Consider the following 13,119-nt stretch of genomic DNA (forward strand, 5'->3'; position numbering starts at 1 on the left):
TGAGCCTGCAATCGGGCTCAAGGCGTTGTTCATTCCGGGCGTTAACGCCAAGCGTTGCGTGCAAGCGACGCCTCATCAAGCCTCCATCATTTCAGCCGTCGCGGCCTTTGACACGTCAGGTTCGGCGTGGCGTGCCAATGCCTGATCCGTCAGTTGCCCGATCAATTCCCGGCGCTGATTACTGAAGTTGTCGAGGATCGCATTCATCTGCGTCGAGGCCGCCTCGCGCGTCAGTTCGATCTGCCCTTCCAATTGCGCCATCGCCCGCGACGTCTGTTCGTTCACCACGGAAAACCGATCACCGTGAGCCGACTCCAGATACTCGACCCAGAACGTCTGCGCCATGCTCCAGTCGCGTAACGCGCCGCTGCTCTCGGTCTTGAGCACCTGTTGAAAGGCCTGATCCAGAACGGTCGGCGACACCTCGACAGTCAAGGGGCTGCTCAGCGTTCGCGGCTGCGCCGGCAGGTTCAAGCGTTGCGCCAGACCCACCCGATAGGCCAGGCTGACTTGCAACGCCTGATCGTAGTCCATCGGCGCGGTGTGGAAACGTGCGCTGATGTCCGCCAGCGCCAGGCTTTCCACTTCGTGCAAACGGAACAGGCCCCTGAGCAGACTCACCAGTTGCTCTTCCAGCGCCTGCACACCGGCGGTAGCTGCCGCCCTCGCACGGAAACACAAGACCAGTACTTCCATTTCGCTGAACAACGCGCTGTACCCGTCGACACTGACCCTGGCACTGCGCGCCGCACTGAATAATGACCGGCGCAGGCGCTGATCGCCAGCAGCCGCGTCCACCACATCCCAGACACGCTGACGCAAATGCGGATACACGCGGGTGAATTCTGCGGTGTGCACCAGTTGCAACAGCACTTGGAAGAAATCCGTGGACTCGGGTAACGCGCGCAGCGCCTCCCATACCTCGCGCCGGGACGACGCCACGCTGGCACTTTCCCCAGCCAGCCACTGCACGCTTTGATCTTCCCGCGCCACGGTTTGCAGTGGAGATTTGCGCCCCTCCATGGCCGTCACACCGAAACGACCACTGAAGGTCTGCTGATAAGTCGCGATGTTTTTCAGCGTGTCGGAGGACAACGGATTACCGTGCAAGCGAATCATCTGCGGCAATTGGGTAGTGTCGAACGCCTGCGCTGGCAGGGTTTCAATCCGGTTGTCGCGCAGATCCAGCAACTGCAATCGACGCAGCCCGGACAGGCGCTGTGGCCAGTGTGTCATCCGGTTTGCGCGCACGGTCAACTGCTCAAGATGCGCCAGCCCACCGAGATCGGGCAACTGCGCCAGGTTCGGGTTGAAATCAAGGTGCAGCACCCGCAGGTCTTTCATCCGCCCCAATTGAGCAAGCGATGCTTCAGAGGACTGCAGGCGATTGCTGCTCAGGTCAAGATGCGTCAGCCAGCGTATCCGCTCCAGCGACTCGGGCAACTGGCTGAGCTGATTGTCGCTCAGCGACAGACTGCGCAACTGGCTGAAGTTGCGCAGAAAATCGTCTAGTCCGGCATCGGGCATTACACCGTCCATGATGACCCGCCCGACGTGGCTGAAATCGGCCACCACCGGCGGCAGCTCCCCCAAAGGCTCCGGCGCGAACCGTAAGGTGCCATATAAACTTTGGTCTGCAGCCACATTCCCCGGCTCCTTGCGCCAACTGCGAATGATCGCGCGCATGGCGCGCAGCTTGCTGCCACGGGAAGTCGGCTGCCGTGTGCCATCGGCGCTCAGGTGCCAAGTCTGACGGCTGACCCAGCGACTCAAGGTTTCCCTGAGCGCGAAAAACTCCAGCCGCAGTGCTTCGAGCTTCATCAGCACCTTGATTTCGTTAGTGCCCAAGGCGTTGAGCAAGCGATGAATCTGCGCAGGGGTGTGCATCGGATAAAGCTCCAGGGCCCGGCGCACCATGACGTTGGTGACTTCGCCGGAGGCCGCACTCGACACAATGGCAGGACGCTCGGCCAGTCCCATGGGTGACAGCTCTCCGAGCCCCCCGCCAATGGTCTGCGCGAAGATAGTCCGTCGTTCCTGCGCCACTCGGGTAATTTTTTCCTGCAGCATGGCGGCACCCTTTTCCGCCTGTACGCCCAGCGCCGTCCTGCGCTGTGTCGAAAGCCCCATCCAGAGCGCCCGAAAATAGTGTTCACGGGTGCGCCTGGTGAATGTGACAAGCGGTGCGTCGGTGCCCTGGATAACGTTGATTCGATCCTCGAACACGCTGACCACCGTGCGCTCGCTCGCTGTCGCCGGTCCAATTGCGGCTACCGAATCATCGGTCGCGGTCCATTCGAGTATTTGCACGAACGCAGCGTCGGACCAGCCCGGGAGGTGTTTGAGTGCATCGAGCACCAGTCGATTGGTGTACTGCCCTCCCGCCCCGTCGAGGTACAAACCTTCGTAGGCGCGACAGACACGGATCATCTGCTGATAACGCCGCGCCTCCTCCGCCAGCCGCAAGGGCACGCGTTTCGCGTCCAGCTCGCGCCATTCACCACTGAACGCATTGTTCACCAACTCTTCGGCGGCACTGGCGGGCAGCTCGGAAAAGTGTTGCATCAGTACCGCGACACGGGGATGGCTTGGGACTTGGCTACGCTGGTATACCCGCCGGAACAAATCGGGGCGCGCGGTTTGAGCCTGTTCGGCAATGATCCGCGCCAGTTCCTGTGCTTGCACTTCAGTGTTTGTCGACGCGTTGCCGAGCAGGCTTTCTCGCTGATTGCGCGAGAGCTTCGACAGCAGCGAATGGTGTAACTGACCTTTGTGCAACGCGTCCTCAGTCAGCCGGATAACGCTCCTGGCGGTTTGCGAACCGTAACGGTTGACTGGGTAATCCAACGCGTTGACCACGCTGATTGCGTTATCGGATGGCCATTTCACGGCGGCGGTGAGCACATGCAACTGCAGATCAGGATCGGCCAACGCTGCAGCACTCGGCGCCTGCAACTGTTCGATAAACGCCCTGACTGCAGCGTCCGCCATGAAACGCTGCACGGTATCGACCAGCAGTGCCGGGGTCTGCACCTGATCGATATGCACCTGCCGCAACACGCTGTCATCAAGCCCACTGACCGCCAGAACACGCGTCGCCACGGCGTCCGGGATCGCTTCTCTGGCGTAGCCGAAACGACGAAACAACGTCAGCCGCCCCCACTCCTGCACCCGCTCCGAGTCATGGCGCCAGGCGCCGCGGTCATTGGTTTCGAGCAACGGACGGTAGTCTTCTGCTGCGCCCGGTGGAGGCAGCACTTCCCACAATTCGGTTTCAGGTTGTTGATGCACCGCGTACCGAACGGTGTCGAGGGTGACGTAAGCCTGTCCCTCGAACCAACGCAGTCCGCGGGCGTCGACGGGCAATCCTCTGGGCAACCGCCGATGCTGACGATAAGCGTTGAGATCCGACTTCCACAGACGCAAGCGTCCACCGCCCGGATTGACCGCAATCAAACGTTCGATGAAGGCCGACGACCTGACGGTTCTATAGGCTGCCCCGATGGCTTTCGTCCCGGCAGCGAAAGCAGCCATCAGAATGATGTTTTCGATAACATCGAACAGGTGATCCGTGGCCTGCTCCTGCTCGCCACGGGTCCAACTTGCGATGCCTTCATACACGTGCGACAGCAGCTGCAGAGTGCCCAGCGTCAACAGCACTTCACCCACTCCGGGCAAAAACGAGGCCGCGACCAGCAACAGATTGATACCGATTTCCTTGAAAGTTTCCAGGCGTGCGAGGCGGGTTTTCTCGTCTTCATCATCCGTGGGAACCACCAGAAGCCGCGCGTCGGCCAAGGTCCGCGCAACCTGCTGACGGTGTATCCAGGTAAAGGGATCGCCCTCGATATCGACACCCGTCAACGTCACGTAGGTGCCCGTGCTCGTCAGGAGTGAACTGCCACCGGGGTACAAGCGAATGTTCAGCTCCTGTTGAAAGGCCGCGCGCTCGCTCATCTTCAGGAAACCCATGAAAAACGCCTTGAACGCCGGTTTTTTCAGGCGTCTGCTCAACTCGACCTCAAAGTCGGTGAACGAGGCATATTCTCTCAGCGGATGCAGCGGATCGCCCGGCAGGTAAACGACACAGCGATAATCATCGTCGGCGTGCTCACTGACAGGTCCGATGAACAGTGGGCCATGCAGGGCCATGTTGAACATTTCCAGACTCTGATAGCCCAGGGTGTTTTTCCCCAGTTTGATCGTGCTGTCGCCGTCCTTCACGGACTTCAACATTTGATGAACCGACGTGCTGATATGTTTTCTCATCAGCGCAATATGCCGATCCACATCAAAACAACTTCGCACATGGGCAGCGCACTGGCTAAGCACATTGCTCGATTCGACGTTAAGTTCAAATACCGATTCAAGATGAGTCTGATATTGCTTGCCCAGGTCCAGTGTCCGGCACAATCGCGCAAACTCATGGGGTTGTATTGGCAATATCGAAGCCACGCCACCGTTCAGTTCCTGCGGGATATAGATCAGTGAAGTGTCGCTGTAATTATTCGCCTCGGTTTCGCGGAGTTCGAAGTTCTCGCACGCGGCGACCAGCAGATCGCGATTGATCGGCAGCACCAGTTTTTTGCGCAGTCCCAGCAGGCTCGACGTTGAACGCACGTGTTGAAACACCACGCCGGACACGTCCAGTGGCATGGACAGCTTGTCGGACATGGCCTTGGCCAGCAAGGGGGAGCAAAACTGCTCGGGCGACTGCAGTTTGTTCAGGAGTTCGCCTGCGGTACTGCGCGTGCGATGACTTTCAATGAGGCTGTCGTAGAGTTCACGGCGCAACGCCTCGGGAGCCGCCAATATCCAGGACGGTGCATTCTTTTTGATCAAATCAAAAAAGAGGCCTTTCTGTTCTGAAGTTGGCGTGACTGGCGTAGTTATATCGGGTAACGAGGACATGATGATCTCAAGCACTTAAAGGAGTCATCAGCTTAACGAGCCGAACTCTTTATAAAAGCGCGAATAACAGATCAAACTAAAGGTCGCACAATCAACATTTCAAACTTAAAAAATACATATATACCACCTCAATAAAAAAGGCCCTTCATTGCAGAACAATGAAGGGCCTTTTATGCAAGTGGCTTACCAGAAGCGTTGCTGGGTCAGGCGACTCCAGCCGTTCACCAACACGCGCTCCACCGAACCACTGGCGGCCATGCCGATGCGTTCCGGCAGGCTTTTGCGCTCGGCGTAATGCAGGTGGTAGACCTCTGCTTTCTTCGCCTTGTCGGCCAGGTATTCGTCGCTGGTCTTGAGTTCATCGACCAATTGTTTGTCCAGCGCCGCGACGCCCAGCCAGACTTCTCCGGTAGCCACTTCATCGATGGCCAGTTGTGGCCGATAACGAGCCACGAAGTTCTTGAACAACTGGTGGGTGATGTCCAGGTCTTCCTGAAACTTCTCGCGGCCCTTCTCGGTGTTTTCGCCAAATACGGTGAGGGTGCGCTTGTACTCACCCGCGGTCAGCACTTCGAAATCGATGTCGTGCTTTTTCAGCAGCCGATTGACGTTGGGCAGCTGGGCGACAACCCCGATCGAGCCGAGAATCGCGAATGGAGCGCTGATGATCTTCTCGCCGATGCACGCCATCATGTAGCCGCCGCTGGCCGCGACCTTGTCAATGCACACGGTCAACGGCACGCCGGCCTCACGGATCCGCGCCAGTTGCGATGAGGCCAGACCGTAGCTGTGCACCATGCCACCGCCACTTTCCAGGCGCAGCACCACTTCGTCCTTCGGCGTGGCGAGGGTCAGCAATGCAGTGATTTCGTGACGCAGGCTCTCGGTGGCCGAGGCCTTGATATCACCGTCGAAATCCAGCACGAACACTCGGGATTTGGCCTCGGGTTTGTTCTTTTGCTTCTTCTCGGACTTCTCCGATTTGGCCTGACCCTTGCGCAGGGCCTTGAGCTGATCCTTGTCGAGCAGGGTCTGCTCCAGGCGCTCACGCAAGCCTTTATAGAAATCGTTGAGCTTGCTGACCTGCAACTGCCCGGACGACTTGCGCCGGCCCTTGCTGCGCAATGCAGCAAAACTGGCGAGCACCACCAGAATGGCGACCACCAGCGTTACGGTCTTGGCCAGGAAGCTGGCGTATTCGGTGAAAAACTCCACAGAGACTCCTTAAAACGATGCGCGGATGCAAAAACACGCGCGGGATGGTTCCAGCATACCCATGCGCCGCCTCCTCGGCCAGCCGTGAAACCTCTGGCAACAGGCCTGTAACGAGCATTTCAAACAAGCGTATGTTTTTTCATTGACAGCACTCCATCATCCTCATAACCTCGCCACAACCTTCAACGTACCGGGATGACGCGGACGTGGGCAGCATCTATCTGATTCGACATGGCCAGGCCTCCTTTGGTGCAGACGACTATGACGTCCTGTCGCCCATCGGTGTGCGCCAGGCAGAAATCCTCGGCCAGCACCTGGCCGAGTTGGGAATCCGTTTCGATCGCTGCCTGGCGGGCGACCTGCGCCGCCAGCAACACACGGCCAGCAGTGCGCTGGAGCAATTCAGCGCCAAGGGCCTGTCGGTACCGACGCTGGAGACCGACTCTGCGTTCAACGAGTTCGACGCCGACGCAGTGATTCGTGCGCTGATCCCCACCATGCTGGAGGACGAGCCGGAAGCCATCGACATCCTGCGCAACGCCGCGCAGAACCGCGCCGAGTTCCAGCGCATCTTCGCGCTGGTCATCGAGCGCTGGCTGGCTGGCACCCATGACACACCGGGGCTGGAAAGCTGGCTGGGTTTCGTCGAACGGGTTCAGGGGGGCCTCCAGCGCATCCTCGAACAAGCCGACGGCAATCAGAAAGTCGCCGTATTCACCTCCGGCGGCACCATTACCGCCCTGCTCCACCTGATTACCCAAATACCGGCCAGGCAGGCCTTTGAACTGAATTGGCAAATCGTCAACACCTCGCTCAACCAGCTGAAATTCCGCGGTCGCGAGGTGACTCTGGCTTCCTTCAACAGTCACGCGCACCTGCAACTGCTGAAGGCCCCGGAACTCATCACTTACCGTTGAGTCCGGATAACTGTGACCCTGCTGCAATCAACCCATAAAGGATCGAACCATGACCTCCGTAGCTGATGCCGTAAAAGCGATGCAAGCCAAGTTCAACCCAGCCGCCGCTGCCGGTCTGGATCTGGTCTTCGGTTTCAACATCACCGACGAAGACAAGCACTACGCGCTGATCGTCAAAGACGGTACTTGCGACATTCAGGAAGGCGAAAACGCCAACGCCAACTGCACGCTGGTACTGGACAGTGCAACGCTGAAAGACATCGTCAGCGGTGAAACCGACGGCATGCAAGCGTTCATGGGCGGCAAGCTGCGCGTTGAAGGCGACATGATGCTGTCGATGAAGCTGTCCGAGCTGTTCCCGTCGTAAGACTTGCGTTCGGTTTGAAGAAAATCCCGCCCCTGTGGCGGGATTTTTGCGTCTGGCCCCTGTAGGAGCTGCGGCACGCTGCGATCTTTTGATCTTGCTTTTAAAGATCAAGATCAAAAGATCGCAGCCTCGTTTCACTCGACAGCTCCTACAGGATTTCGCGCCAGCCTCGCCTCCACAATGGATGCCGCCAGCAACTCCTGCGTGTAGGGATGTTGCGCCGCACTGAACAGCGCACTGGTCTCCCCCCGCTCCACCACCTCCCCCTCCTTCATCACAATCAAATCATGGGCCAACGCCCGCACCACCGCCAGGTCATGACTGATGAACAGATAAGTCAGCCCATGCTCTTCCTGCAGTCGCCGCAATAAAGCAACGATCTGCTTCTGCACCGTGCGATCCAGAGCCGAGGTCGGCTCATCGAGCAAGATCAGATCCGGTTTGAGCACCAGCGCCCGGGCGATTGCAATCCGTTGGCGTTGTCCGCCGGAAAATTCGTGCGGATAACGATGTCGGGTTGCCGGATCGAGGCCGACCTCGCGCAGCGCGTCGATCACCGTCTGTTCGCGCTCGGCAGCGTTCAAATCGCTGTGCACCTGCAGCCCCTCGGCAATGATCTGCTCCACACACAGGCGCGGGCTGAGGCTGCCGAACGGATCCTGAAACACCACTTGCAGGCGCTTGCGCAGTGGCCGCAGCTGCTTGCCGCTCAACTGCTCCAGCGCCTCACCGGCAAAGCGAATGCTGCCCTCGGCGTCAATCAGGCGCAAAATCGCCTGACCCAAGGTCGACTTGCCCGAGCCCGACTCGCCGACAATCCCCAGCGTCTTGCCGCGCTGCAGGTTCAGATCAATGCCCTTCACCGCGTCCAGCCAGGTTTTGCGCCGCAGCCAACCGCCGCTCAGACGAAAACGCACCTTCAGACCGCGCACCTGCAACAAGTCCTCTGTCGCGTCGAGACACAAGGCATGCCCGCCCGGCTCGGCATTCAGCAATTCAATGCTGTAAGGATGCTGCGGCGCACTGAACAACTGCTCGCACGGCGCCTGCTCGACGATCCGTCCACCGCGCATCACCGCCACCCGCTGCGCGAGGGTTCGCACCAGATTGAGGTCGTGGCTGATGATCAGCAGCGCCATGCCCAGACGCTGCTGCAATTTCTTGAGCAACAACAGAATCCTGCGCTGCACCGTCACGTCCAGCGCAGTGGTGGGTTCGTCGGCGATCAACAATTGCGGCTCACAGGCCAGCGCCATGGCGATCATCACCCGTTGACGCTGGCCGCCGGAGAGTTGATGCGGATAGGCCTTGAGCCGTTCGCGCGGGTTCTGAATGCCGACCAGTTCGAGCAGTTCAAGCATCCGTTCACGGGCCTGCGCGCCCGCCAGGCCTTTGTGCAGCGCCAGGCTCTCACCGAGTTGCCGCTCGATCGTATGCAGTGGGTTCAGCGAACTCATCGGCTCCTGAAAAATCATCGCGATACGGTTGCCGCGTAACTGGCGCAGATAACGCTCATGCACGCCGAGCAGCTCTTCGCCGGCATAACGAATGCTGCCATCGAGCCGCGTGATGTTAGGGTCGAGCAATTGCAGGATGCTGTGAGCGGTCACCGATTTGCCCGAGCCGGACTCGCCGACCAGTGCCAGGCATTCGCCCTGACGAATATCGAGGTCGATGCCATGCACCACAGGCTGGCCGTTGAATGCCACACGCAGGTTACGTATTTCGATCAGATTTTCGCTCATCTCAAGTCCTTGGATCATAAGCATCTCGGCAAGCCTCACCGATGAACACCAACAGAGAAAGAATCAGCGCCAGGGCAAAAAACGCCGTCAGCCCCAACCACGGCGCTTGCAGATTGCTCTTGCCCTGACCGATCAATTCGCCCAGCGAAGCGCTGCCGGCGGGCATGCCGAAACCGAGAAAATCCAGTGCCGACAGCGTGGCAATCGCTCCGGTGAGAATGAACGGCAGATACGTCAGGGTCGCGCTCATCGCATTGGGCAGGATGTGCCGACAGATCACCTGCACATCGCCAACGCCCAACGCCCGCGCGGCTTTCACGTATTCCAGACCGCGGCTGCGCAGAAACTCGGCGCGCACCACATCCACCAGACTCAGCCAGGAAAACAGCGCCATGATTCCCAGCAGCCACCAGAAATTCGGCTCGACAAATCCGGACAGAATGATCAACAGGTACAACACCGGCAGCCCCGACCATACCTCCAGCAACCGCTGCCCAAGCAGATCGACCCAACCGCCGTAATAGCCTTGCAAGGCGCCGGCAGCGATGCCGATCAGCGCACTGGCAGCGGTCAGCGCCAAGGCAAACAGCAACGACACCCGCGTACCGAAGATCACTCGCGCGAGCACATCCCGCGCCTGATCGTCGGTGCCCAGCCAGTTCTCGGCGCTCGGCGGGCTCGGTGCCGGCTCGCTCAGGTCGTAATTCACCGTATCGAAACCGAACGGGATCGGCGCAAACCACATCCGTCCGCCCTGCTCTTCGATCAGTTGCCGCACCTGCGCGCTGCGATAGTCCGGCTGGAACGGCAGTTCGCCGGCAAAATCCTGCTCGGTGTAGCGCTTGAACGCCGGGAAATACCATTGGCCCTGATACTCGACCAGCAGCGGTTTATCGTTGGCGATCAGCTCGCCGCCCAGGCTCAGACCGAACAACAGCAAAAACAGCCACAACGACCACCAGCCACGCCGATGCGCCTTGAACCGCGCCCAGCGCCGCTGTCCGATGGGAGATAAGGTCAGCATCAGGCAGTCCTCGCGGTGAAGTCGATGCGCGGGTCGACCAGCGTGTAGCACAGGTCGCCGAGCAGTTTTATCAGCAGGCCGAACAGGGTGAAGATGAACAGCGAACCGAACACCACCGGGTAGTCACGCGACACCGCCGCCTCGTAACTGAGACGGCCGAGGCCATCGAGGGAGAAGATCACTTCGATCAGCAACGAGCCGCCGAAAAATACCGTTACCAGCGCTTGGGGCAGCCCGGCGACCACCAGCAACATCGCGTTGCGGAACACATGACCGCACAACACCTGACGCTGGCTCAGGCCCTTGGCCCGCGCCGTCACCACGTACAGGCGTGAGATCTCGTTGAGAAAGCTGTTTTTGGTCAGAATCGTCAGCGTGGCGAATCCGCCGATCACCAGCGCGGTGACCGGCAGCACCAGATGCCAGAAGTAATCGGCAACCTTGCCCCACGGCGACAACTCGGCGAAGTTGTCCGAGACCAGCCCGCGCACCGGAAACCAGTCCAGTGCGCTGCCGCCGGCAAACACGATGATCAGCAGCAGCGCGAACAGAAAGCCCGGCATTGCGTAGCCGATGATGATCGCCACGCTGCTCCAGACATCGAACGCCGAACCGTTGTGCACCGCTTTGCGGATGCCCAGCGGAATCGACACCAGATAGGTGATCAACGTCGCCCACAAGCCCAGCGACAAGGTCACTGGCAGCTTCTGCCAGATCAGTTCGGTGACGCTGGCACCACGGAAAAAGCTCTGACCGAAATCCAGCTGCGCGTAGCTTTTGAGCATCAGCCACAGGCGCTCACCAGCCGGTTTGTCGAAGCCGTACTGACGCTCGATGTCGGCCACCAGTTTCGGTTCCAGGCCTCGGGTCGCGCGGGATTCGCCGCCAATGGTTTCGACATGACCGCCGCCCACCGCTGCGCCGACTCCGATGCCCTGCAAGCGCGCGATGGCTTGTTCCACCGGGCCACCCGGCGCGGCCTGCACGATCACGAAATTGACCAGCAGAATGGCGAGCAAGGTCGGCACGATCAGCAGCAGACGCCGCAGGCTATAACCCCACATGCGCATACTCCTTTTGCTGTTGCTGCATCTGCGTGGCGGTCAGCGCGGTCGGGCTGATTTCCCACCAGGTATCGAGCCCGGCGTCATACAGCGGCGCTGTCGCCGGGCGGCCAAAACGGTTCCACCACACCGTGGAAATTCCCGGCGGGTAGTAATTGGGAATCCAGTAGTAACCCCACTGCAACACCCGATCCAGAGCGTGGGCATGGCGCAGCAGGCTTTCGCGGTTGTCGGCCTGCACCAGCCCTTCGAGCAAGGCATCGACCGCCGGATCACGCAGCACCATGTAGTTATTCGAGCCGGGATCGTCGGCGCCGTCGGAGCCGAAGTAATTGAACATCTCTCGCCCCGGCGCCTGACTCACCGGGTAACCCACGACGATCATGTCGTAGTCGCGATTGCGCACGCGATTGGTGTATTGCGCGGTGTCGACCTGGCGAATATCGAAGCCGACACCGATCTGCGCTAGGTTGCGCTTGAACGGCAGCAGCAGCCGTTCAAAACCCTTCTGACCGTTGAGAAAGGTGAACTGCAGCGGCTCGCCTTTGGCATTCACCAACTGATCGCCACGGGGTTTCCAGCCGGCGGCTTCGAGCAGTTTCAGGGCCTGTAACTGCTCGGCGCGAATGTTGCCGCTGCCGTCGGTTTTCGGCGCTTCGAAGACTTGCGTGAACACCTCGTCGGGGATCTTGCCGCGCCACGGTTCGAGGATTTTCAGTTCCTCGGCGTCCGGCAACTCGGTGGCCGCCAATGCGCTGTGCGAGAAGTAACTGCGCTGACGCAAGTACATGCTGCGCATCATTTGCCGGTTGCTCCATTCGAAATCCCAGAGCATGGCGATCGCCTGCCGCACTCGGCGATCCTGAAACAGCGGCTTTTGCAAGTTGAACACGAAACCCTGCGAACCTTGCGCGGCACCTGGCGCCAGATGTTCGCGGAGCAGTTTGCCCTGCTCCAGCGCCGCCCCGGCATAGCCGATGGTGTAACTGGTTGCGGAAAATTCGCGGTTGTAGTCGAAGCCGCCAGCCTTGAGCACTTGCCGAGAAACATCGGTGTCGGCGAAGAACTCCACACTCAAGTGATCGAAGTTATACAGGCCGCGCGTGATCGGCAGGTCCTTGGCCCACCAGTCGGCAACGCGCTGAAATTTCACGCTGCGCCCGGCATCCACCGCGCTGATGCGGTACGGGCCGCTGCCCGGCGGGATCTCGAAACCGGCGCCCTCGGCGAAGTCGCGCGTGCGCCACCAGTGTTCGGGCAGCACCGGCAGTGTCGCCAGATCCAGTGGCAAGGTGCGGCTGTCGTTGTTCTTGAAATTGAAGCGCACTTGCGTCGGCGACTCCACCACGACGTCGACGACGTCACGAAACTGTTGGCGGTATTTGAGTCTGCCCTGAGTGGTGAACAGCTCGAAGGTGTAACGCACGTCTTCGGCAGTGATTGGCGTGCCGTCGTCGAACCGGGCCTTGGGGTTGAGGTAAAAGCGCAACCAGCGGCGATCCGCATCCAGTTCCATCTGCTGCGCCACCAGGCCGTAGACGCTGTAGGGTTCGTCCTTGCTGCGATAGGCCAGCGGCGCGTAGAGCCAGCCGTCGATGTCGGCAACGCCAGTGCCTTTGTCGATGTACGGAATCAGGTGATCGAACGGGCCGCTTTCCAGCGAGGAGCGGCGCAGTGACCCGCCCTTGGGAGCGTCGGGATTGGTGTAAGCCAGGTGCTGGAAGTCCGGGGCGTATTTGGGGGCTTCGCCGTAGACCGTCAACGCGGGTTGTGGAGCGGCCCAATTGAATGGGCTTAGCAGCGCAAAAGCGCTGAACAGAATGAGCCTGGAGAACATTGGCAGATCCTTTTTGCACGGCGCTGTTTATGGCCTCAT

At 59.8% G+C, this 13,119-nt stretch carries 8 protein-coding genes; 2 read left to right on the forward strand and 6 right to left on the reverse strand.

The annotated features are described in order from the left end of the window. Window positions 1-75 precede the first annotated feature (75 nt). Both OC71_RS20000 and sohB read right to left on the reverse strand, forming a co-directional pair. Window positions 76-4,842, reverse strand: a complete 4,767-nt coding sequence (locus OC71_RS20000) for an NEL-type E3 ubiquitin ligase domain-containing protein (RefSeq protein ID WP_256198931.1) — start codon at window positions 4,840-4,842, stop codon at window positions 76-78. 252 nt (window positions 4,843-5,094) lie between these two features. After that, window positions 5,095-6,126, reverse strand: coding sequence for a protease SohB (gene sohB / locus OC71_RS20005; RefSeq protein ID WP_041072698.1), 1,032 nt, complete (start codon window positions 6,124-6,126; stop codon window positions 5,095-5,097). Between the two features lie 206 nt (window positions 6,127-6,332). Between sohB and OC71_RS20010 the strand changes: the two genes are divergently transcribed. Next, entirely contained in the window at window positions 6,333-7,043 is a 711-nt protein-coding gene (locus tag OC71_RS20010; RefSeq protein ID WP_041072700.1) for a histidine phosphatase family protein, read from the forward strand. Between the two features lie 49 nt (window positions 7,044-7,092). Beyond that, entirely contained in the window at window positions 7,093-7,410 is a 318-nt protein-coding gene (locus tag OC71_RS20015) for an SCP2 sterol-binding domain-containing protein (protein WP_041072702.1), read from the forward strand. A 134-nt stretch (window positions 7,411-7,544) separates the two neighbouring features. On the opposite strand, the gene OC71_RS20020 is transcribed toward OC71_RS20015, so the two are convergent. The 4 genes from OC71_RS20020 to OC71_RS20035 are packed head-to-tail and all read right to left on the reverse strand — an operon-like array spanning window position 7,545 to window position 13,080. Next, window positions 7,545-9,155: an ABC transporter ATP-binding protein gene (locus tag OC71_RS20020; RefSeq protein ID WP_041072704.1), complete on the reverse strand. Its 1,611-nt coding sequence runs from the start codon at window positions 9,153-9,155 to the stop codon at window positions 7,545-7,547. Between the two features lies 1 nt (window position 9,156). Further along, complete coding sequence (locus OC71_RS20025; RefSeq protein ID WP_041072706.1) at window positions 9,157-10,179, reverse strand: ABC transporter permease; 1,023 nt, start codon at window positions 10,177-10,179, stop codon at window positions 9,157-9,159. After that, window positions 10,179-11,243: a microcin C ABC transporter permease YejB gene (locus OC71_RS20030; protein WP_041072708.1), complete on the reverse strand. Its 1,065-nt coding sequence runs from the start codon at window positions 11,241-11,243 to the stop codon at window positions 10,179-10,181. Before OC71_RS20030 ends, OC71_RS20025 begins: the two co-directional genes overlap by 1 nt. Next, entirely contained in the window at window positions 11,230-13,080 is a 1,851-nt protein-coding gene (locus OC71_RS20035; protein WP_041072710.1) for an extracellular solute-binding protein, read from the reverse strand. The genes OC71_RS20030 and OC71_RS20035 overlap by 14 nt, the downstream gene beginning before the upstream one ends. Window positions 13,081-13,119 lie beyond the last annotated feature (39 nt).

This window comes from Pseudomonas sp. W15Feb9B (assembly GCF_000828175.1).
Lineage (GTDB): Bacteria > Pseudomonadota > Gammaproteobacteria > Pseudomonadales > Pseudomonadaceae > Aquipseudomonas > Aquipseudomonas parakoreensis.

Coding starts and splice junctions, on each gene's coding strand:
- OC71_RS20015 (WP_041072702.1), top strand. CDS start 7,093: ATGACCTCCGTAGCTGATGCCGTAAAAGCGATGCAAGCCAAGTTCAAC.
- OC71_RS20020 (WP_041072704.1), bottom strand. CDS start 9,155: ATGAGCGAAAATCTGATCGAAATACGTAACCTGCGTGTGGCATTCAAC.
- OC71_RS20025 (WP_041072706.1), bottom strand. CDS start 10,179: ATGCTGACCTTATCTCCCATCGGACAGCGGCGCTGGGCGCGGTTCAAG.
- OC71_RS20035 (WP_041072710.1), bottom strand. CDS start 13,080: ATGTTCTCCAGGCTCATTCTGTTCAGCGCTTTTGCGCTGCTAAGCCCA.
- OC71_RS20030 (WP_041072708.1), bottom strand. CDS start 11,243: ATGTGGGGTTATAGCCTGCGGCGTCTGCTGCTGATCGTGCCGACCTTG.